This window comes from Streptomyces sp. TP-A0874 (genome assembly GCF_001748085.1).
In the GTDB taxonomy this organism is placed as follows: domain Bacteria; phylum Actinomycetota; class Actinomycetes; order Streptomycetales; family Streptomycetaceae; genus Streptomyces.
In genome coordinates, this window is sequence record NZ_BBZK01000005.1 from 340,020 (window position 1) to 361,061 (window position 21,042).

A 21,042-nucleotide genomic window follows, 5' to 3' on the forward strand; every position below is an offset into this window, starting at 1 on the left:
TCAGCGAAGCTCCTCGGGCGGGGTGCGCTGGGCGTCCACCCGCTCGGTGCGCTCCAGCTCCGCCCAGACGATGTACCGGTACTTCGAGGTGTAGACGGGCGTGCAGGTGGTCAGCGTCAGGTATTTCCCCGGCTTCCGCTTCCCGGACTCCTTGGGCACCGGGTCGAGCACGCCCACGTTGTACTTGGAGGTCTCCGGCAGCTTCGCGTAGACCTTGTAGACGTACCAGGTGTCCCGGGTCTCGAAGACCACCGGGTCGCCTTCGCGCAGCTTGTGGATGTTGTGGAACTTCGCCCCGTGCCCGTCCCGGTGCGCGGCGAGCGAGAAGTTCCCCTCGCCCTCCCACGGCAGCACGGCCTTCACCGGCCCGGTGTAGTAGCCGGCCACCCCGTGGTCCAGCTCCTCCGGATCGGTGCCCTTGGCCACCAGGATCTCCTCGTCGTCCATCGCGGGCGCGTGCAGGAACCCGACCCCGTCCTTGGTGTCCAGCGCCCCCGGGCCGCGGTCCTCGGCCCAGTGGTCCCGCACCCGGTCGCCCTGGACCGCGGCCTTGCGGTCGGCCACGACGTTGGTCCACCACAGTGAGTAGACGACGAAGAGCGCCAGCACCAGGCCGGCGGTGATCAGCAGTTCGCCGATGACGCTGGCGACCGCGGCGATCCGGCGGCGCGTCCGGGGAGCCCCCGCTCCCCCTCCGGTGCGGCCCCGCGCCCCGGACGCCTTCACCGCACCGTCGGTCTGCTCACCCTGTCCGTCCCGCTCGGTCGTGCCTGCCACCGAACCCCCACCGTGCTCTTGCCGAGAACCCCGGCTGAAAGGATTCCAGCCGGGGGCTTCGCCGGAGGAACCGCCCCTCCTCCTCAGCCGCGCAGGGCCTCCGGCTTGCCCTCGCTGCGCGGCTGTTCCTTGACCATCTTCCCCCAGACGATCAGCCGGTACTTGCTGGTGAACTCCGGGGTGCAGGTGGTCAGCGTGATGTAGCGCCCTTCGTCGGTGAATCCCGACCCGGCGGGCACGGGGCCGATCACATCGACGTTCGACGGCGGGGTCTGGTCGAGGAAGCTCGCCATCTCGTAGATGTAGAAGGTGCTCTGCGTCTCGACGATGATCTCGTCACCGGGCCGGAGCCGGTTGACGTAGCGGAACGGCTCACCGTGGGTGTTGCGGTGCCCGGCCACGGCGAAGTTCCCCGCGTCGTCCCAGGGCATCGCGGTCTTGAGTTCGCCCTCCGCGTAGTGGCCGACCATGCCGCGGTCGAGCACCTTCTGCTTGTCGATGCCCTCGGCGATCGGCACCCTCACGTCGAGCTTCGGGATGTACATGATGGCGAAGCCCTCTCCGGGGGAGAAGGCACCGGCGTCATGGTCCTCCACCCCGCCCTTCTTCCACTCCTCGCGCAGGCTGTTCGCGGCGCCGCCGGCCTGCTGGTGGGCGAGGACGTTCGTCCACCAGAGCTGGTAGGCGACGAACAGCAGCATCAGCACCCCGATGGTGATGAACAGCTCACCCACGACTCGACTGGCGACGACCGCGGGGCTGTCCTTGCGCGCCCGCGCCAGCCTGCGGGCCTCCACCCGACTCAGCGGCGCCGAGGCGGTACCGGCCTCCTCCGCCCCCTCGGCCGCCCGCCGGCTCCCCGTGCCTCGTCTCCGCCCACCCCGGGCCGCCCGCCGTCGCTCGGCGCGCCCGCCGACCGGCTGTTCCTCCGGATCGGGGTCGGCGGCCACCTCGTCCAGCCGCAGTGCCACCGTCTCGTCGTCGGACGGCAGCCACTGTTCCCCGTCCCCGTGGTCCGGCTCCGGGCGCCGCTGGTCCGGCAGCGGCGCCTGCGCCTCGCCCCCCGCTCCGTACGGGTCGGCCACCGAGCCGTAGTGCGGACCGGGGGCGTGCCCCGCCTCCGCGCCGTAGGGGCCCGGCGGGTAGGAGGTTCCCGGGGCGGTCGCCGCCCCGGGGGGAGCGCTGCTGACGAGCCCCTGCTCGGGATAGCCGACCGTGCCGTGGTCGAGGCCGTAGGCGCCGAGCCCGGAAGACGGGTAGTGGTGGCTGCCGTGCGGGTCCGTTCCCGGTCCCGGCTCCGGGTAGTAGCCGTCCTGCTCCGGCAGCGGGTTGTTCAGCGGACTGTCGAACCGCTCCATGGCCGAGTAGAAGGTGCCGTCGTGGTGGTAGCCCGGCGGTTCCTCCCCGCCATGCCCCTGCGGCGGAGCGTCTCCGCCCTCGTACGCCCCATATCCGCCACCGTGCTCAGCAGGCCCCGCGGTCACGCGCCGGCCTTGCCTACCACCGGGGCGAGGCCGGCCGACCGCTCCACCGCGGCCGTGTCCCCGCACTCCGCCAGCCAGTTGGCGAGCATCCGGTGCCCGTATTCGGTGAGCACCGACTCCGGGTGGAACTGCACGCCCTCCACCGGCAGTTCCCGGTGGCGCACGCCCATGACCAGACCGTTCCCGGTCCAGGCGGTGACGGCCAACTCGTCCGGCAGGCTCTCCCGCCGGACGGCCAGCGAGTGGTACCGGGTGGCGGTGAGGGGGGACGGCAGGCCCTGGAAGACGCCCTCGGCCCGGTGGGTCACCGAGGAGGTCTTGCCGTGCAGCAGTTCCGGCGCACGGTCCACCACCCCGCCGTAGGCCACCGCCATGGACTGCATGCCCAGGCAGACCCCGAAGAGCGGCACCCCCTGCGCGGCGCAGTACCGGACCATCTCGACGCAGACCCCGGCCCGCTCCGGGGTTCCGGGGCCGGGGGAGAGGAGCACCCCGTCGAAACCGTCCCGGGCGCGGGCGAGGTCGACCTGGTCGTTGCGGACCACCTCGCACTCGGCGCCGAGCTGGTAGAGGTACTGCACAAGGTTGAAGACGAAGCTGTCGTAGTTGTCCACCACGAGGATCCGTGTGCTCATCCGGCACCCCCTTCGTCGACGGTCACCTCGTTGAACGGGAGCAGCGGCTCCGCCCAGGGGAAGATGTACTGGAAGAGCAGGTAGACGACCAACAGTACGAGTCCCAGCGAGATCACCGCCCGCACCCATGAATTGCCCGGCAAATGCCGCCAGATCCAGCCGTACATGCCGTCCCTACTCGCGCCGACGAAGTCGCTTGCAGCACACAGACTAAGGGGCGCGGCGGAGGGGGCGGCACTAAGCGCTGTCCCGTCATCTCCGGCGGACGACCGCACGGTGCCAGACGCTGGGGGCACCTCCCGCGCCCGCTCAGGGTAGTGGGGGAGGAGCGCGGGGCGGAGGGATATCCGAATACTGGCCCTATCGGGGCATTCCGACCACTGGGCGCCATCAAGTGCCGTCGTGCGCCCGCCGGGCCCTACCGGACAGCGATCAGTCCCGCGGCTTGGCGTAGTCCAGCTCGGTGCCGCCGGAGTAGCCGGGCAGGGTCACCGCGTCGCGCCGCTCGACCTTCCACCCGAGCCCGTAGGCGTCGACGTAGCGCAGGTAGTTCTGGATGGCCGGGGATTCGTTGAGGGCCTTCCGCAGCTTCTCCTGGTCGCCGACGGCCGTCACCCGGTAGGGCGGGGAGTAGACACGGCCCTGCAGGATCAGGGTGTTGCCGACGCAGCGCACCGCACTGGTCGAGATCAACCGCTGGTCCATGATCTGGATGCCCTCGGCGCCGCCCAGCCACAGCGCGTTGACCACCGCCTGGAGGTCCTGCTGGTGGATGACGAGGAAGTTCGGCTCCGGCTCGGGGACCCCGGGGATCAGGGCGGTGGCGTCCGGCGGCGCGTCGGTGAGGGTCACGGTGAGCCCCTGGCCGCTCAGCCGCCGGGTGCCGGCGGCCCGCTCCAGCCCCTCGAGCTCTCGGTCCTCGGCCGCGCTGCGGTCGTCATCGCGCTGGGCCAGGCTGTCGACCTCGCCCCGGACGGTGGCTGCCTCGTCCTCCAGCCGGCCGTTCTTCTTACTCCGCTCCATGATCAGGTCGGAGAGTTTGAGCATCGACGCGTCGCTGCGCAGATCGGTGCCCTGCGCGGTGTTGAAGCTGGTCCAGAAGATCAGTCCGGCGAAGGCGAAGACCCCGGCCGTCAGCAGGCGCACCGGGCGGAACCGCCGGCCGGACGGCTGCGGGGCCCCGGCCGAGGGGGCCGGCTCGTCGGGCGTCGACGGGGCTTCGGGGCGATCCGCGGAAATGCTCACCGTACCCTTATCTCCTTCGAAGCCTCGGAAGGACTACGCTATCGGACGGGCCTGGGCGGCGAACGTGGTCCCCGCCGCTCCCCGTCCGGCCGAGCCCCAGATAACCTGCGCGGCCACCGCAGCGCATCGACAGGAGAGTCCCTCGTGCCGAAGTCACGTATCCGTAAGAAGGCCGATTACACGCCCCCGCAGCCGAAGCAGAACATCAAGCTGTCCAGCGGGCGGAGCTGGGTCGCACCGCTGATGCTGACGTTGTTCGCGATCGGGATCGCGTGGATCGTCGTCTTCTACGTGACCACCGCCGAATTCCCGATCGAGGCCATCGGCAACTGGAACATGGTCGTCGGCTTCGGCTTCATCGCCGTCGGGTTCGTCGTCTCCACCCAGTGGAAGTAGCCGTCCGGCTCGGCTGTCGACGGTCGGTGCCCAGGGTTGTCCACACAGTTATCCACAGTGGGGAAAAGAATCTGAAGATCTGTGGATAACTCTGTGGGCACCGGCATGGAGACAGCCGCCGAGAGGCTGCTCCGCCTGCTGCCCACAAGCCCTTCCCGAGCGGGTAATCGCAGGTCAGTGCGGTTTTACCGATAGTGATCGAACACTGCGGCAGCCGTTCGGGCGGTGGTGGAGGGCGTCACAACATATACACAGGTCGGGCTCAGGCTGTGGACAACCCGCTCTCCCCGGGCGGCGCGCCGGCCGTCATCCGGTCAGCTGGAGCGTTCTCGCCCACACCACCGCGACGATCGCCAGTACCGCCACCAGGCAGGTGAGGCCCTGCACCAGGACGCGGCGGTCACGCGGCGCGTGCACCATGCCGTAGGCCACCGCCGCGCCGACGACCAGTCCGCCGACGTGGGCCTCCCAGGCGATGTTCGGCACGGTGAAGGTGAAGACCAGGTTCACCGCGAGCAGCACCCAGATCGGACGCATGTCGGCGCGCAGACGGCGCATCAGCACCACTACCGCCCCGAACAGTCCGAAGATCGCACCGGAGGCACCGAGGGACCCGGTGTAGGGAGAGGCCACCAGATAGGTGAGCGCACTGCCGCCCAGGCCGGCGAGCAGGTAGAGGCCGAGGAACCGAACCCGGCCCAGAGCAGCCTCCAGTTGGGGGCCGATGACCCACAGCGCCAACATGTTGAAGCCGATGTGCCAGATCTCCTGGTGCAGGAAGACGGCGGTCAGCAGCCGGTACCACTGCCCCTCGGCGACGCCCTCGTGCGGCATGTAGCCGGGCGGCGGCCACTGGCCGAGCATCACGAGTTCGTTGACCAGCCGCTCACCGACGGCGTAGACCGCGATGAACATCCCGATGTTCATCGCCAGCAGCACCTTGACGACCAGCCGAGGATCCCTGTGCACCCGGCCACCGGCGAGCGTCCGCGGTGTGTTGGCCCACCGTGAGTGTCCGGTCCCGGAACCCTCGCGGACGCACGTCGGGCACTGGAAGCCCACCGCCGCGCTGATCATGCAGTCGGGGCAGATCGGCCGCTCACAGCGGGTGCACCGTATGCCGGTCTCCCGGTCCGGGTGACGGTAGCAGTGGGGCAGGCCACCGCCGGCCGGGCTGGGAGTCGGAGGCCCCCCCGGCGCCTGGTCCATCGATTCCTCGTCTCCTTGGTCTGCCACGTCTCCCTCTACAGGTGCTGCGTCCGCGCTCGGAAGGGCCGGCAGCGTTCCTGGGAGCCGTGGCCCCGCGACGAGAACGCCCCGCTCGTCTGACGGACGAGCGGGGCGGCTTTGTTCCCGGGCGCGGCTGTCGACTCCGCGCGGCGGCGGGGGCGGAACGGCGTCCCGGGCCCCTGCGGCCTGGTTGCGGCGGTCAGCCGGCGCGGGTCTCCACCTCGACCGACTCGATCACCACGTCCTGCACCGGGCGGTCGGTCCGCGGGTTGGTCTGGGTGCCGGCGATGGACTCCACCACCTTCTGGCTGGCCGGGTCGGCCACCTCACCGAAGATGGTGTGCTTGCCCGTGAGCCAGGCGGTGGCGCCGACGGTGATGAAGAACTGCGAGCCGTTGGTGCCGGGCCCCGCGTTGGCCATGGCCAGCAGGTAGGGCCGGTCGAAGGCGAGGTCGGGGTGGAACTCGTCCGCGAACTCGTAACCGGGACCGCCGGTTCCGTTGCCCAGTGGGTCCCCGCCCTGGATCATGAAACCGCTGATCACCCGGTGGAAGATCGTGCCGTCGTACAGCTTCGCGTTGGTCCGCTCACCGGTCTTCGGGTTGACCCACTCACGGGTGCCCTCGGCGAGCTCGACGAAGTTCTTGACCGTCTTCGGCGCGTGGTTCGGCAGCAGCCGTACCTCGATGGGGCCGTGGTTCGTCTTCAGGGTGGCGTAGAGCTGCTCAGCCACGATGTGCCTTCCTTAGTCTTCACTGACGGTCCCCGATCCTCGCACGGACCCACCCCGGAAGAGCAACCGCCCGAGCCCAGCCGCCCGAGCGGCGTAGCGGCGCCGCGGCACCGCGGGGCCGACGGCACCCCCCTCAGCTCGAAGAACCCCCGCACCGGATGCATCTGATCTGATTTTGCCCCGGATGCCACTTCGGCGTGCCGCATGCTTCACGGGCAGGCATGATCTCTAATCGGGTGGAAAGGCGAAAAACGTACCGCCACCGAGAAGGAGGATCCCGTGACCCGCTTGGACAGCGTGCGCGCCGCTACGGACACCGCGAGGGAGAGCGTGCTGCACGCCGCGGAGGTGGTGGCGCCCTACGCCGGCACGGCCAAGGACCAGGCCGCCCACTACGCACGCGAGGCCGGTGTCTGGCTGGCGCCCCGGATGGCCCGGGCCGCACGGCAGGCCCGCGGTACCGCACGCGCACAGTACGTCTCGTATCTGCGACCACGGGTCAGGACGGCCCGTGGCGCCCTACCGCCGCAGGTGGACATGGCCGCCCAGCAGGCGGTGTACCGCACCCGCGCCGCGGCCCGGCAGGCCGCCGACTACACGGTGCCGCGGGTCGAGCAGGCCATCGCCGCCTCCGAACCCGTGCGCGAGGAGGCGATGGCCCGCAGCGCGGCCGCCGTCGCGGCGCTCCGCGGAAAGGTGACACCGAAGGAGATCCGGGGGGTGACGAGGCGCCGGGCCTGTCGGGCCACCACCGGGCGGATGGTGAAGGGGATGCTGATCCTCGGAGCGGTCGCCGGCGGCGCCGCCCTCGCCTGGAAGTGGTGGGAGCGGCAGTCCAACCCGGACTGGCTGGTCGAACCGCCGGCCGCCACCGAACTCGGCGAGCGCACCCCGCTGACCTCCGTGGACGGCGCCGAGCGAGGAGTCGGCGAGGCGGAGGCCCGGGCACAGCAGAACGGAGGGGAGCGAGCCCCCTCGGAGCACGAGCGGAAGACGCGCTGACCGCCCGCCCGCGGGCGGACCGCAAGCCGGCAGCAAACGGGTAGGGCGCAGCCACGGCTACAGGAGCCGGGGGCCGGGATGAAACCCGGCCCCCGGCTCGCTCTTCGGCAGCGGACCGGCCGGAGTCGCGGAAGCGGCGGCCTCGGCCCTCGCGAGGCCGCACGGGGACCGGAGCGGAAAACCCGACCACTGCCCCGTCAACGGCACAACCACAGACCCGTTGCGACTGCAAGGTCGACTCCCGACTTCGGAATCACCCCTTCCGGCACCCCGCGCCTCGGCGATCGAGCGAAGCGCCCACTCCCGTCTGCCTCCGATGCGCTGAACGGCCCTGTAGAACAAGCTGAGGGTCAGCTGCCAGCATGAGCCGTCGCTGTCATGGAGGAGGCCAAACGCTATGGCCCAGCACAGATTCGCTGTCTCGCCGCTGTCCGCGCGGACGTTCGGGGCACGTTGGCGCGGATTCCGGGCGGAGGCACTCGCAGGCCGTCACGGGACTGATCTGGCCGGGGCGCGGTGGTGGCACCGGACACAGCGGATCTGGCTCACGATGCTGTGCGCGGTCTGCACCGTCGCCCTGCCGCTGGGCGTGCTCACCACCGAGGGCGCGACGGCCGGCACGCTCACGGTGTCGGCTCTGTGGTTCGCCGGCGCGCTGTTCAGCACGGTCGTCACACTGCTCTGGCTACGGCACGAGTACTGGGGTCCACGGGCTCGGACCCGGTACCGACTGACGGAGTTCGCCCGGGTCAACGCGCTGTCCTACGAGCCCAGGCCGTCGGTGCCTCGGCCGGCCGCCCACATCTTCGCCCTCGCTCCGAAGCGGTGGCACCTGGACCGTGTCGAGGTGCCCGGCCCGCAGGGTTTCGTGATCGCCAACTACGAGGAGACCTGGGACGACGGCCCCGGTGAGTCCTACGGCTTCGAGGCCGGGTACGCGGTCTTCCGGCTGCGTGAGTGCTACCCGCGCACACTGGTCGCCCGCGCGATGCGCAGCGAGATACGGGCGCTTCGGGGTGTCGAGCCGGTCGAGGGCCCGGGAGGACTGCGTGTGTGGTCGAGCAAGCCGCAGTACCCGTTGCTCCGGTATCTGCTCGACAGCGGCGTCGTCGAGCGCTCGGCCGCTCTCGGCCGCTCGACGCAGATCGAGATCGTCGGCGACGAACTGTTCGTGCTGCGGCGCGGTTTCTGGCGGACCGCCTCGCCGACTCTGTGGCCACGCCTGGCGGCTGTCGCCGACGCACTGACCCCCTTCCTGGAGCCTCCGCCGGCCGGCACCGGCAACGCCGGTGTCATCGCCTGCCCGCCGACCCCAGGCGACGGCATCGGCGCATGACCGCGGTGCCGTTCGGACCGCCGTCCTCGTCCGGCGACCGCCTCAGAGTGCCTCGGGCAGGATCGTGCAGGTCCTGGAGGAGGCGCTGGAGTCGTCCTGGAGGATCCGCACGGATTTCCCGGGTTCGAACTGGGCCAGTTCCTCGGGGAGTCGGGCCCGGGTGTCGACCAGCCTGGCGTCCCCGGCTCGGACGGTGACGGTGGTGGCCCACCAGTCGCCGTCATGGTCGTCGCCGATCGTGACGGTCTCGACGACGGCCTCCTGGAGGTGACCGGCCAGCGGCCCCTGCCGCAACCTCTGAAGGGCGCGCGCGTCCCCGAGGAGTTCGATCTGGACGAGGTGCCGCATCGTCGGGTGACGGCGAAAGCCGAACAGCATGCCCGGCCTGATGTGGCAGCCCGTCTCGGAGGAGTACTCGTACGTTCCGTGGACCAGTTGGCCGCTCGTCGAACCGAACGGACGGCCGATGATCCTGGCGGTGTGTCTGGTGCCGCGGGCGTGGGCCCAGGTGAGAATCTCGACGCCCACGACGACGGCGGCCTCCAGCGGCGTCGTGGGCCGCGGACGCTCCGGTTCACTGGAACCGATCAGGTTGACGGTGCCCACCAAGCAGAGTGCCCCCAACTCGCCGACCACGATCCAGAGCCACGGCCAGTCGGAGGCGAGCCACACCACGACCGCGGCCGGCAGGGACAGCAGCGCCAGCGGAACGCTGATCCGCAACCGGTTGCGCATCCGGCGCCGCTGCCGCTCGTGGGCGGCGAGCATGAACGCGTCGGGTGGGCCGGTGTCGCGCGCGGTCTCGCGTTCGGCGTCGTCGCTCATGTCAGTACCACGTGGGCCACAGCACCCACTGCCCTGGTGTCGAAGCGGTCAACGGGGCCTGGCCGGTGTGGCGGGCGGTGGCGATGTCCTCGGGCCGCAGAAACCCGCGGACCGTGTGCGCCCGGCCGTCGATCGTGACGTCCACCTCGACCTCCACGTGTCCGGCGCGCACCGATCCCGTCGGGCGGATCGCCCGCACGGTCGCGAGCTCGGGATCACTGGTCAGACGTTCGGCCAAGACCCGGTGGCCGGACTCGTCGACGAGTCCGAGGGAGCGGCGGTGTTCGAGCAGGACACGGCCGACCTCATGCGCCGGCAGCTCCCAGGCGGTGTCCCACGTATCCCCCAGGACGTGGGACATGCCCGGTCGCATCGGGCGAACGGGCAGGAACACTCCCGGTCTGACATTGACGGGGTCCGAGACTTCGGTATGGATCACCGACGTGTCGCCGTCGGCCAGGCGCAGGCGAAGCCGGGCTCGCACCTCGCCGCCGTCTTCACTGCCCTCGCCGTCGAGGACTGCGACGATCCGGGCCACCTGGACCGGGCCCCGGGGCTTGCCGTCGGGAACCGGTCCGCCGGCCTGCCAGGTCCCGAGCGCCTCGGGGCGCTTCTCCCAGGAGTAGCGGCGACGGGTGAAGTACCGGGCCGGGTCGTGCGGCTGCGGAGGACCACTCCATTCCATCACCGCCTCGCCCCACATCAGGAGCGTGACCAGACCGAAGGTGAAGAACAGGACGACTGCGGGAATGGTTTCGACGGTGCTCATGCGGTCAACCGCCGATGACGGCCGCGGCCTCCCGGCCTGGGGCCGTCGGCGCGGTCCGTCTGCCCCGAACCAATATCCGGCCCGGAGCGCCGCGGCTGCGCCACCGGCTCGACGGGTCGATCAGACTCATGAGCATGCCCCCTGATTCCGGGGTCGGGCAGCCGGCCCCGGTGTTGTAGAAGGTTGATCCCATCGCCGACCGTTCGCCGCTGTCAACGCCCTCCTCGGTCCGCCCGCCGACGCCCGTGGGCCCAGCCCCGTCGGTCGGGGACGATCGCGACAGCCTCGTCGAGTCATGACAGGAGTGAGCCGGCCAGGTCGTCGCGCGCCGCGTGGACGGGTCGGCCCGGCGCGATGTCGCCGATCCAGGGATGTTTCTGGCAGCTCGCCCAGTTCGCGTCGGCGATCAGATTCGGGCTCGCCGATCCTTGTCGTCGGGTCCCGATCTTCTCGTGGGTCGCAGCAACGACCTGGTCCAGCATCAGCTCGATCAGCTCGGCGCGTCCGCCGATGGAGGGGGAGCCCCTCGCGGTCAGGCCCGCTTCGGTGGCGAGGCGGCGAAGGTCACCGCGTCTGGGCCCTCGCGGTCGGCGAGCTGCACGGCGAGCGCGGTGACGCTCCGCGTGCTGAGGCCGCTGCGTAGGCTGACGGCGGATTCGCGTCTGATCGGCTTGAGTCCATCGACTCGGGTGCGTTTCGTCATCTTCCCACCGGTCTTTACCGCTGAGGACGCTAAGGCGCGCGGCGGCTGACCAGGTACGTGATCGGCGGCAGGGGCATACTTTCCGCTCCACCACTCAGGGCCCGCTTTGGACTCCCCCGGTCGCCCGGTGCGCGCCTCACACAGGCCTTCGGAGGCTTACGTCAGCACCACTGCGCCGACACGTCAGCACCGGAGATCGGGAAAAACACCCCCTCTAACCACGTTTCCGCAGGTCAGAGGGGTGAATTCGTGTGGAGCCTAGGGGAGTCGAACCCCTGACATCTGCCATGCAAAGACAGCGCTCTACCAACTGAGCTAAGGCCCCGGATACGGCAGTACGCCATCGCGCTCCGCGCGCTGGCGTTCGCCGCCACCAGAGTACCCGCTGTCCCGGGCTCCGCTGCAAAGGATGGGGACTCCCGCTCCACAGTCACGCTCCGTAGGATGGCGCGCGAGGTTCGCAGCAGCGAAGAGGAGTCGTTATGGGTGCCGAACAGCAGGAAGCCACCGCCAAAGCCCGGGAGCTGCAACGCACCTGGTACGGCGAGCCGCTGGGCGCACTCTTCCGGCGGCTCATCGACGACCTCGGACTCAACCAGGCACGGCTCGCCGCCGTCCTCGGCCTCTCCGCCCCGATGCTCTCCCAGCTGATGAGCGGCCAACGGGCCAAGATCGGCAACCCGGCCGTGGTGCAGCGGGTGCAGGCCCTCCAGGAACTCGCCGGACAGGTGGCGGACGGCAGCGTCAGCGCAGCCGAGGCCGCCGAGCGGATGGACGAGATCCGCAAGAGTTCCGGCGGCTCGATGCTCAGCCCCACCTCCTCCCAGTCCACCCCGAGCTCCGGAGTGCCGACCGTGCGCCGGGTGGTGCGGGAGATCCAGTCGCTGCTCAGATCCGTCGCCGCGGCGGGTGACATCATCGCGGCCGCCGACGCCCTCGCGGCGGACCATCCGGAACTGGCGGAGTTCCTCCGGGTGTACGGCGCCGGGAAGACCGGGGACGCGGTCGCCCACTACGAGGCGCACCAAGGCTGATCGAGGAACGGGCACAGCACGATGGGTGAGGTCTTCGCAGCGCGGTACGAGCTGATCGACCCGATCGGCAGGGGCGGGGTCGGCGCCGTGTGGCGCGCCTGGGACCACCGCCGCAAGCGCTATGTGGCCGCCAAGGTGCTCCAGCAGAGCGACGCCCACACACTGCTGCGGTTCGTCCGCGAGCAGGCGATGCGCATCGACCATCCGCATGTGCTCGCCCCGGCCAGTTGGGCGGCCGACGACGACAAGGTCCTGTTCACCATGGACCTGGTCGACGGCGGCTCCCTCGCCCATCTGATCGGGGACTACGGCCCGCTCCCCCCGCGGTTCGTCTGCACGCTGCTCGACCAACTACTGGCCGGGCTCTCAGCCGTGCACGCGGAGGGGGTGGTGCACCGGGACATCAAGCCGGCCAACGTGCTGCTCCACGCCACCGGCACCGGCCGGCCCAGGCTCCGGCTGTCCGACTTCGGTATCGCGCTGCGCAAGGGCGAACCCAGGCTCACCGAGACCCACCTGGTGATCGGCACCCCGGGCTACTTCGCCCCGGAGCAGTTGCTGGGGGCGGAGCCCGACTTCACCGCGGACCTCTACGCCGTGGGCCTCCTCGCGCTGTACCTGCTGACCGGCCGGAAGCCCGACGCCGAGGCGCTGGTCGAACGCTTCACCGCGCAGGGGGGTCTGCCCGGTGCGCCGGAACCGGTGCCCGATCCGCTGTGGCAGGTGATCGGCGGCCTCCTCCAACCCGATCCGGAGGCGCGGTTCCGCACCGCCACCGGGGCGCGCAAGGCGTTGGCGGCGGCGAGCGAACTGCTGCCGGAGAACACCGAGGCGGACTCCGTCGAGGTCTTCGACCAGATCGGCCCGCTGCCACCCGGCTTCGGCCCGGACGGCCCCGCCGCCCGGCCGCAGCCCGCCCCCGAACCGGACCCGGCACCCCCGCCCTCGCCCTCGGAGACCGGGAGTTTCCAACTCGCGCCACCGATTCCGGTACCGCCCGCGCAACCGGTGGACGCCGCCGCGACGCCACCGGCGCCCACCGGCGGCCCAGGAGGCCCAGGAGGCCCTCAGCAGCCTCCCGCCCCCGCGCCGGTTGCCGGCCCCGGTGGCTACCCGCCCGGGCGCCCCCGGCCGACCGAGCCGCCCACACCCGGCCCCTACGGTCCCACCGCGATGACCGGAGCGCGCGGCTCAACGGAACGCCGCCCGGGGCCGCCCGCACGGGTGGTGGTCCCCGTGCTCCTCCTGGCGCTGGTGTGCTTCGCGATCGGCGTCTGGGCGCTGACCGCGAGCTGACCTACCAGGCCGGCGGAGGTCCGTAGCCCGCGCCGTCCCCGGGCTGCCGCGGCGCCTGCCACCCGTCGGCCGCCGGGGCTGGCCGGTGCTCGGCCCGCTGCTCGGGAAATCCCCCAGGCAGCTGTTCCGGGCTCCGATCGGGCTGCCGGCCGGCTGCGCCCCGCCGCCTGGCCAGCAGGGCCCACACGCCGAGCCCGATCACCAACACCGTGCCGGTGCCGAGACCGGCGGCGGCGACCAGCTTCATCGTGCGGTCCCGGCCGGACTCCCCGGCCGCCGTCTTCCGGTCGCCCTCCTCCACCGGTTCGCTGTCGTTCCCGAACCCCGCGGCGGCGGCGTCACCCGCGTACTTCGGCCCGCTGCCCGGCTCGCCGTCGATGTTCAACCGCAGCGTCAACGGGACGCTGCCCTCAGCGAACTCCGCGACCTCCGGCCTCAGGCTCACCGCGACGTAGTACCAACCGGCGAACCGCAGCGCGCTCACCTCGCGGCCGTAGTCGTAGCGGTTGTCGTAGGCGACCGGGGCTCCGGGGCCGACCCGGGCCGCGGCCTGCTTGCCGTCGTAGCTCCTGGTCTGGGAGGCGACGAAGCCCCGTGCGGGGTTGTAGACCTCCACCCCGAGGCCGCTCGCGGCGAAGCCGTGGTCCTCGGACATCCGGGCGTTCGCCAGCTCGGCCCGCACCGTGAACTGCTGCCCCCAGTCGACCGGGAGCCGGTAGAAACGGGTCTGCCCGGGCAGCAGCTCGTCGCGCCACACCCCGGAATCCAGAGCGGGAGCGTCGTTGAATCCGGTACCACCGGAGCTCTTCCGGGCCTTCTCCGCCGGCGGGGGCGGGGGCTCGGTGCTCCAGCCGCCCTTCGACGGTGCCCGGAGCGAACCACCCGTCACCCCCGGTTCGGACATGTAGCGGATCTCCACCCGCCAGCGGCCCGGATCGGAGGTCGCCGCGGTCTGCCGCTTCAGGATCACGTTGTACGGCCCGGCCTCCTGGCACCTGCCGTTCTTCTCGATCGTGCGGGACGCGTACGTGGCGATGGGGTGCGGCTGGCTGACGCTCCCGAAGCTGCGGCTGCCTCGCTCGCAGGTCTGGCCGTCGGTGTCCTGCAGGACGACCTCGATGCCGTCGCCGTAGGAGACCTTCCCGCCGGGTTCCGGGACGGCGACGGCCGAGAGGAAGGCGCTCGACTCGGCGTCCAGCGTCACCGAGTAGTAGCGCTCCTCGCCGGGGCCGATGGAGTCGGTGTAGAGGCCGGGCTTCAACTCGTCGGCGTCGGCGCTGTTGTCGGCCCCGCGCACCGACTCGGCCCCCTCGGCCGTCCGGTAGGCCGGCGGTTCCCCTTCGGCCGCCGGAGCCGCGGACGCGCTCTGCCCGGAGGCCGCGACCGCCACCAGCACCGCCACCGCGGTGAAAAGCCTCCGCCGACCCCTGTCACGCTGCCACATCACACACCACTCCATGTCCTGCCCCGGCCCGCACCGCGCCCGCGCCGCGCCAGGAGGTAGCCGGCGGCCGCGAGCACCGCCACCAGACCGCCGATCCCGCCGAGGAGGGCCGGTCGGCTCCATCCTCCCGCCGCCCGCTCGCCGCCTCCGGCGACGGGTGCCCCTTCGCCGCCGGAGGCCGGCTGCCCGTCCCGGGCGCCGCCGGTCCCCAGGACCGGGGCACCGTGCTCCGGTCCGGCCAGTTCGTCCCCGACCACATCGACCCGGAGGAGCAGGCCGATGGAGGCGTTCTCGGCGATCTCCGCGGCGTCCGCCCCCAGCGACACCGTGATCCAGTACTCGCCGGCGGATCGCACGGCCCGCACCTCGGGCCGGCTCTCGTACCGGTTGGTCCAACTGACCGGCACCGTGCCGTTCTGGACGGACGTGGGCTTCCCGCGGTACGGGCGCCGGCCGTCGCCGAACTCGAAGCCGCCGGAGACCTGGAGCCGTCCGGGGGCGTAGGCGCGGGTCTCGACGGAGGAGGTCACCCCCGAGGCGCTCTTGAGGGTGGGTTCGTTGGCGAAGTCCACCGCGTAGCGCAGCTGCTGCCCCCAGCCGACCCGCACCTTGTAGTAGCGGGTCTGCCCCGGCAGCAGCCGGTCCCGCCACACACCTCTCTCCAGCGGGACCGCGTCGTTGAATCCGGTCCCGCCGGCCACGTCCTCGGGGGTGCCGGTGGGCGGGACGGCCTTCTGCCCCGCGTCGCCGTACTCGGTGGCGGACTGCGCGGGCACCAGCCCTGCCTTCAGCGGGTGCTCCAGGCCGAAGCGGAGTTCGATCGGCCATCTGGCCCGGTCGGAGCCGGGATCGCTGGAGCGTGCCACCGAGAGCAGGAAACGCCCGGCCTGGTCGCAGGGCCGCCCCCCAGCGGCCGAGGGCACCCGGCTGACCGCGGTGCCGAGCGTCATGGCGCCCTTCGCGCTTCCGAAGGTCGCGGCGGACCGGTCGCAACCGGTGCGGTACCGGTCGGTGGCGGTGAGCACGGCCTCCAGCTTGTCGGTTCGGTGCACGGCGACGCCCGGCTGGGGCACGGCCGTGACGGACAGGTCGGCGGCCGACGCGTCGTCCAACTCCACCCCGTACCAGCGGGTCTCCCCGGGGCCGAGGGTGTCGATGTACTGCCCGGGCCCGATACCCGCCGCCGTGCTCGCGGCACTCCCTCCGGTGATCGGGTCTCCCTCGAACCGGTAGCCCGCTGCGGAGAGTTCGGCGGCCCGCTGCAACTGCCGGGCCAGCGCGTCGGCGTCCGGTGCGTCGTAGTACGAGCCGTGGCCGGCCTCGGCGACACACTCCAGTTGCGCGCGGGCCTTGCCCCGCACCTGGAAGCCGACGGTGTCGATGCGCAACCCGACACCGCCCTTCTCCCCGAGTTCCCTCGCCACTTCGCAGGGGTCGGGCGCCCCGCAGTTGTCCTCGCCGTCGGAGATCAGCACGATGGTCCGGCGGGCCACCGAACCGGCGGCCGGGGCGGGGAGGTCCTTCGCCGCTTCCCGCAGCGACCTCCCGATCGGGGTGTCGCCCTTCGGTTCCACCTCCGCCACCGCCCGCTTGAGGGCGGCACGGTCCAGCGGTTTCACGGGCCGGGCCAGCCGGGTGTCCTCGCAGCCCGTCCGTCGGTCGGCGCCGTAGAGCCGCAGTCCGGTCGGATACCCGTCGGGCAGTGCGTCGACCACCCTGCCGATGGCCTCCCGGGCGGCTGCGATCCGACTGCCCCCGCCGCTGCCGTCGTCATCAGCCATCGACCCCGAGGAGTCCAACACCATGACGAGGCTTCCCCGGCCGTCCTCGGCGGTCTCCGAGATTGCGAGTGCAGGTGGCTGTGCGGCCGCGACGGTCAGCAGGATCCCACCGACCAACGCCGCCGGCAGCCGGCGCATCTGCGCTCTCGCCGTCTTCGACGTTTCCTCTCCCCACGAACGCTTCACACTTGGAAGGTATTCATGTGCAAGAGCAAACACAAGAGACGGCCGTCACGGTCTCGCAACGACCTGCCCGCGCCCGGCCGTCCCGGGCGGACAGCACAAAGCCCCGTCCGCTCCCTTGTCTCGGGCGACGGGGCTTCGGCACGGAGCCGCCGTGGTTACCTGGGCGAACCCGCGGGCACCGAGTCGGTCGCCTCCGTCCACAGGTCCTGCTCAGCGCGATCCGCCTGGATCTGGCGGTACACGAGGAGTCCGCCGACGGCGGCCAGTGCGACCAGGAGAAATTTCTTCACAGCGCGACCTCGTCTTTCCCTTGACATAGGAGACCTCTGGCGCCCGACTATACACATCGGCTGATACCAATCGGTGACCTGTGCGGGCCAGTTCCCGACCTCGCGCACCCAGTCCTTTCCAACCCGCCCCGCGACCCCGGCGGGTGGCCCGGCGCCTGCCGGGCGGAAGTCCCCGGCGGAAGGCCGCCCGGGGAGAGCGAAGCCGGCCCACGGCGGCAACACCCCCGCTCCGCGGAGCGTCCCCAGAGGCGGTGGATGACAAAGGCTCCCAGCCGTTCTCGACCGGGAGCCTTCGGAAAACTGTGGGGCTAACAGGACTTGAACCTGTGGCCTCTTCCTTATCAGGGAAGCGCTCTAACCGTCTGAGCTATAGCCCCGCGCTGCACGGAAAGATTAGCGCACGCCGGGCCACGGCCCAAATCGGTTCAGGACGCGGCCCGGAAATCCGCTAGTCGTCGTCGGCGAGCGTCACCTCGACGCCGCCGACGAAGCTCGACGACAGGTTGTAGATGAACGCGCCGAGCGTCGCCAACGCCGTCGCCAGCACCACGTCGATCACCGCGATGATCGACGTGAAGGTCAGCACCCTGGGCAGCGACAGGAAGGACTCCAGATCGAACCCACCGCCCTCGGCGGAACCGGTGGCCTCGCTGATCGTGGCCCCGACGGTGCTGAAGACCCCCATCGTGTCCATCACCATCCACAGCACCATGACGGCCACCACCGTGCAGATGCCCAGGGCCACGGAGAGCAGGAAGCCGACCTTCATCACCGACCACGGGTCGACCTTCGCCACCCGCAGCCGCGCCTTACGCGTCCGGGGAGAGGTGGCGGTGGCGGCGGCGTCGGTCCGCGGCCTCCGAACCCTCTGCCGGCCGATCCGGGCGCCGCCCCCCTCGGTCGTCGGCGACGAGTACGCCGACGGCGGGTAGTACGGCTCCGCCTCCGGAAGCCCCTGCTCCGGCTGGGCCGCCGACTGCGGATAAGACTGCTGCGGGTCCGTCACCGGGCTCCCCCCGAGAGGTGTGTGCGCGTGCTGGTCCCAGTGTCCCGGGGGCGACGACCCGCCGGCGCCATGGGCGCCCTCCGTACCGGTCGAGGACATCGAAGGGTATCCCCCGGTGCCTGAACCACCCGAGCCGGCGCCCATGGCTCCGTTCACTGCCTACTCCCCTTGGCTTCCGGCCGAGGGTACGACGCCCTCGGCCGCCTCCGACCCATCCCCGTCGGCCACCTCGTCGACCTCCTCGGCCTCCCGGCCGGCCTCGGCGTTCCGCGCGATGCCGACCACGGCATCACGCTTGCCGAGGTTGATCAGTTGGACACCCATGGTGTCACGCCCGGTCTCCCGGACCTCGCTGACCCGGGTACGGATCACGCCACCGCTGAGCGTGATGGCGAGGACCTCGTCGGCCTCCTCCACCACCAGGGCGCCGACCAGTGAACCGCGGTCCTCCACGATCTTCGCGGCCTTGATGCCGAGCCCGCCGCGGCCCTGGACCCGGTACTCGTCCACCGCCGTGCGCTTGGCGTAACCGCCGTCCGTGGCGGTGAACACGAACGTACCGGCCCGGACGACGTTCATCGACAGCAGTTCGTCGTCCTCCCGGAAGCTCATGCCCTTCACCCCGGAAGTCGCCCGACCCATCGGCCGCAGCGCCTCGTCGGAGGCGGTGAAGCGGATCGACTGCGCCTTCTTGCTGATCAGCAGCAGGTCGTCGTCGGCCGACACCAGCTCGGCGCCGATCAACTCGTCCTCGCCACCGTCCGCCGTCTCCCGCAGATTGATCGCGATGACCCCGCCCGACCGCGGCGAGTCGTAGTCCTTCAGCGGGGTCTTCTTCACCAGACCCGACTTGGTGGCCAGCACCAGATAGGGCATCGCCTCGTAGTCCCGGACCGCGAGGATCCGGGCGATCTTCTCGTCCGGCTGGAAGGCCAGCAGGTTCGCCACGTGCTGCCCGCGGGCGTCCCGCCCGGCGTCCGGCAGCTCATAGGCCTTCGCCCGGTACACCCGGCCCTTGTTGGTGAAGAAGAGCAGCCAGTGGTGGGTCGTCGACACGAAGAAGTGGTTGACGATGTCGTCCTGCCGCAGCTTGGTGCCCCGCACCCCCTTGCCGCCCCGCTTCTGCGACCGGTAGTCCTCGGTCTTGGTGCGCTTGACGTAGCCGCCACCGGTGATGGTGACGACGATGTCCTCTTCGGCGATCAGGTCCTCGACGGACATGTCCCCTTCGAACGGCACCAGTTGGCTGCGCCGGTCGTCGCCGTACTTCTCCACCAGCGCCGCCAGCTCCTCGCTGACGATGCCGCGCTGCCGGACCGGCGAGGCGAGGATCGCGTTGTAGTCGTTGATCTTCGCCTGCAGTTCGTCGTGCTCGTCGGTGATCCGCTGCCGCTCCAGCGCCGCCAGCCGGCGCAGCTGCATCTCCAGGATCGCGTTCGCCTGGATCTCGTCGATGGTCAGCAGTCCCATCAGCCCGGTGCGCGCGGTGTCGACCGTGTCGCTGCGCCGGATCAGCGCGATGACCTCGTCGATCGCGTCCAGGGCCTTGAGCAGTCCGCGCAGGATGTGCGCCCGCTCCTCGGCCTTGCGCAGCCGGAACCGGGTCCGCCGAACGATGACCTCGACCTGGTGGGTCACCCAGTGCCGGATGAAAGCGTCCAGCGAGAGGGTCCGCGGCACCCCGTCGACCAGCGCCAGCATGTTGGCGCCGAAGTTGGTCTGCAGATCGGTGTGCTTGTAGAGGTTGTTCAGCACCACCTTGGCCACCGCGTCCCGCTTGAGGACGATCACCAGCCGCTGGCCGGTGCGCGAGCTGGTCTCGTCGCGGACGTCCGCGATACCGCCGACCCGCCCGTCCTTCACCAGGTCGGCGATCTTCTGTGCGAGGTTGTCCGGGTTCACCTGGTACGGCAGCTCGGTGACCACCAGGCACTGCCGGTTCTGGATCTCCTCCACCTCGACCACCGCGCGCATGGTGATCGAGCCGCGCCCCGTGCGGTACGCCTCCTCGATCCCCTTGCGGCCCACGACCAGCGCGCCGCTGGGGAAGTCCGGACCCTTGATCCGCTCGATCAGTGCGTCCAGCAGCTCCTCCGGAGAGGCCTCCGGGTGCTCCAGTGCCCACTGCGCCCCGGCCGCCACCTCACGCAGGTTGTGCGGCGGGATGTTGGTCGCCATACCGACCGCGATCCCCGCGGAGCCGTTGATCAGCAGGTTGGGGAAGCGGGCCGGCAGGACCGTCGGCTCCTGGTTGCGGCCGTCGTAGTTGTCCTGGAAGTCGACGGTCTCCTCGTCGATGTCCCGGAGCATCTCCATCGACAGCTGGGCCATCTTGCACTCGGTGTAGCGCATGGCCGCGGCCGGGTCGTTCCCCGGCGAACCGAAGTTGCCGTTGCTGTCCACCAGCGGCATCCGCATCGACCAGGGCTGCGCCAGCCGCACCAGGGCGTCGTAGATCGAGGAGTCGCCGTGCGGGTGGTAGGTGCCCATGACGTCGCCGACGACCCGGGCGCACTTGTAGAAGCCCTTCTCGGGCCGGTAGCCCCCGTCGTACATGGCGTACAGCACCCGCCGGTGCACCGGCTTGAGGCCGTCGCGGACGTCGGGCAGCGCACGCGAGACGATGACGGACATCGCGTAGTCGAGGTAGCTGCGCTGCATCTCGGTCTCGAGGCCCACCGGCTCGACCCGCATGCCCACGCCCTCGATGGCGACGGGTTCGCCCTCGGGCGTGACGGGGAGCGGGGTGGCGGGCCCCTCGGAGGGGGTCGGAGTCTCGTCGGCCATGGCTTGGTCAAAGTCCTTTCACGGTGCGGCGCGGAGCCGACAGGGGGAGCGGAGCGAGGCGGCGGGTCCCGCCCGGGGAGCGG

At 71.0% G+C, this 21,042-nt stretch carries 21 protein-coding genes and 2 tRNA genes; 5 read left to right on the plus strand and 18 right to left on the minus strand.

The window, feature by feature from the left end:
- From BGP73_RS09100 to BGP73_RS09115, 5 genes are all read right to left on the minus strand, one after another.
- Complete coding sequence (locus tag BGP73_RS09100) at window positions 1-777, minus strand: class E sortase (protein WP_079127365.1); 777 nt, start codon at window positions 775-777, stop codon at window positions 1-3.
- A gap of 83 nt (window positions 778-860) precedes the next feature.
- Window positions 861-2,135, minus strand: a complete 1,275-nt coding sequence (locus tag BGP73_RS09105; RefSeq protein WP_079127406.1) for a class E sortase — start codon at window positions 2,133-2,135, stop codon at window positions 861-863.
- A gap of 122 nt (window positions 2,136-2,257) precedes the next feature.
- Window positions 2,258-2,896 carry an aminodeoxychorismate/anthranilate synthase component II gene (locus BGP73_RS09110; RefSeq protein ID WP_069813556.1) on the minus strand — a complete coding sequence of 213 codons (639 nt, stop codon included), beginning with the start codon at window positions 2,894-2,896 and terminating at the stop codon, window positions 2,258-2,260.
- Window positions 2,893-3,063 (minus strand): hypothetical protein, encoded by a 171-nt coding sequence (locus tag BGP73_RS22590; protein WP_107473998.1) that lies wholly within the window; start codon window positions 3,061-3,063, stop codon window positions 2,893-2,895. The genes BGP73_RS09110 and BGP73_RS22590 overlap by 4 nt, the downstream gene beginning before the upstream one ends.
- A 265-nt stretch (window positions 3,064-3,328) precedes the next feature.
- Window positions 3,329-4,141 (minus strand): DUF881 domain-containing protein, encoded by an 813-nt coding sequence (locus BGP73_RS09115; protein WP_069813558.1) that lies wholly within the window; start codon window positions 4,139-4,141, stop codon window positions 3,329-3,331.
- Window positions 4,142-4,285: 144 nt separating this feature from the next.
- Here BGP73_RS09115 and crgA point away from each other — a divergent pair, with 144 nt between their 5' ends.
- Window positions 4,286-4,537 carry a cell division protein CrgA gene (gene crgA, locus BGP73_RS09120; RefSeq protein WP_069813560.1) on the plus strand — a complete coding sequence of 84 codons (252 nt, stop codon included), beginning with the start codon at window positions 4,286-4,288 and terminating at the stop codon, window positions 4,535-4,537.
- 306 nt (window positions 4,538-4,843) lie between these two features.
- Here the strand turns inward: crgA and BGP73_RS09125 are convergent, their stop codons facing one another.
- Both BGP73_RS09125 and BGP73_RS09130 read right to left on the minus strand, forming a co-directional pair.
- Window positions 4,844-5,746, minus strand: coding sequence for a rhomboid family intramembrane serine protease (locus BGP73_RS09125; RefSeq protein ID WP_069813562.1), 903 nt, complete (start codon window positions 5,744-5,746; stop codon window positions 4,844-4,846).
- A 220-nt stretch (window positions 5,747-5,966) separates the two neighbouring features.
- Entirely contained in the window at window positions 5,967-6,500 is a 534-nt protein-coding gene (locus tag BGP73_RS09130) for a peptidylprolyl isomerase (protein ID WP_069813564.1), read from the minus strand.
- A 279-nt stretch (window positions 6,501-6,779) separates the two neighbouring features.
- Here BGP73_RS09130 and BGP73_RS09135 point away from each other — a divergent pair, with 279 nt between their 5' ends.
- A complete protein-coding gene (locus BGP73_RS09135; RefSeq protein ID WP_069813566.1) occupies window positions 6,780-7,502 on the plus strand; it encodes a DUF5324 family protein in 723 nt (240 codons plus the stop codon).
- A 397-nt stretch (window positions 7,503-7,899) separates the two neighbouring features.
- Window positions 7,900-8,838: a hypothetical protein gene (locus BGP73_RS09140; RefSeq protein ID WP_139134545.1), complete on the plus strand. Its 939-nt coding sequence runs from the start codon at window positions 7,900-7,902 to the stop codon at window positions 8,836-8,838.
- Window positions 8,839-8,880: 42 nt separating this feature from the next.
- On the opposite strand, the gene BGP73_RS09145 is transcribed toward BGP73_RS09140, so the two are convergent.
- From BGP73_RS09145 to BGP73_RS09160, 5 genes are all read right to left on the minus strand, one after another.
- Window positions 8,881-9,663, minus strand: coding sequence for a hypothetical protein (locus BGP73_RS09145; RefSeq protein ID WP_069813570.1), 783 nt, complete (start codon window positions 9,661-9,663; stop codon window positions 8,881-8,883).
- A gap of 1 nt (window position 9,664) precedes the next feature.
- Window positions 9,665-10,432 (minus strand): hypothetical protein, encoded by a 768-nt coding sequence (locus BGP73_RS09150; RefSeq protein WP_069813571.1) that lies wholly within the window; start codon window positions 10,430-10,432, stop codon window positions 9,665-9,667.
- A 293-nt stretch (window positions 10,433-10,725) separates the two neighbouring features.
- On the minus strand, window positions 10,726-10,914 hold the full coding sequence (locus BGP73_RS09155) for a hypothetical protein (protein WP_069813573.1): 189 nt from the start codon (window positions 10,912-10,914) through the stop codon (window positions 10,726-10,728).
- 50 nt (window positions 10,915-10,964) lie between these two features.
- Window positions 10,965-11,135, minus strand: a complete 171-nt coding sequence (locus BGP73_RS23065) for a hypothetical protein (protein WP_170837798.1) — start codon at window positions 11,133-11,135, stop codon at window positions 10,965-10,967.
- Between the two features lie 252 nt (window positions 11,136-11,387).
- Window positions 11,388-11,460, minus strand: a tRNA-Ala gene (locus tag BGP73_RS09160).
- A 157-nt stretch (window positions 11,461-11,617) separates the two neighbouring features.
- Between BGP73_RS09160 and BGP73_RS09165 the strand changes: the two genes are divergently transcribed.
- Together BGP73_RS09165 and BGP73_RS09170 are read left to right on the plus strand one after the other, a co-directional pair.
- Window positions 11,618-12,169, plus strand: coding sequence for a helix-turn-helix domain-containing protein (locus BGP73_RS09165; RefSeq protein WP_069813575.1), 552 nt, complete (start codon window positions 11,618-11,620; stop codon window positions 12,167-12,169).
- A 21-nt stretch (window positions 12,170-12,190) separates the two neighbouring features.
- Window positions 12,191-13,465: a serine/threonine-protein kinase gene (locus tag BGP73_RS09170; protein WP_069813577.1), complete on the plus strand. Its 1,275-nt coding sequence runs from the start codon at window positions 12,191-12,193 to the stop codon at window positions 13,463-13,465.
- Between the two features lies 1 nt (window position 13,466).
- Here the strand turns inward: BGP73_RS09170 and BGP73_RS09175 are convergent, their stop codons facing one another.
- From BGP73_RS09175 to gyrA, 6 genes are all read right to left on the minus strand, one after another.
- Window positions 13,467-14,909 (minus strand): hypothetical protein, encoded by a 1,443-nt coding sequence (locus BGP73_RS09175; RefSeq protein ID WP_069813579.1) that lies wholly within the window; start codon window positions 14,907-14,909, stop codon window positions 13,467-13,469.
- Entirely contained in the window at window positions 14,909-16,828 is a 1,920-nt protein-coding gene (locus BGP73_RS09180; protein WP_069813581.1) for a vWA domain-containing protein, read from the minus strand. Before BGP73_RS09180 ends, BGP73_RS09175 begins: the two co-directional genes overlap by 1 nt.
- 203 nt (window positions 16,829-17,031) lie before the next feature.
- Window positions 17,032-17,166 carry a DLW-39 family protein gene (locus tag BGP73_RS23305; RefSeq protein WP_212732794.1) on the minus strand — a complete coding sequence of 45 codons (135 nt, stop codon included), beginning with the start codon at window positions 17,164-17,166 and terminating at the stop codon, window positions 17,032-17,034.
- 303 nt (window positions 17,167-17,469) lie between these two features.
- Window positions 17,470-17,543, minus strand: a tRNA-Ile gene (locus BGP73_RS09185).
- A 71-nt stretch (window positions 17,544-17,614) separates the two neighbouring features.
- On the minus strand, window positions 17,615-18,328 hold the full coding sequence (locus tag BGP73_RS09190) for a DUF3566 domain-containing protein (RefSeq protein WP_079127366.1): 714 nt from the start codon (window positions 18,326-18,328) through the stop codon (window positions 17,615-17,617).
- Window positions 18,329-18,331: 3 nt separating this feature from the next.
- Window positions 18,332-20,959 carry a DNA gyrase subunit A gene (gyrA, locus tag BGP73_RS09195; RefSeq protein WP_069813585.1) on the minus strand — a complete coding sequence of 876 codons (2,628 nt, stop codon included), beginning with the start codon at window positions 20,957-20,959 and terminating at the stop codon, window positions 18,332-18,334.
- Window positions 20,960-21,042 lie beyond the last annotated feature (83 nt).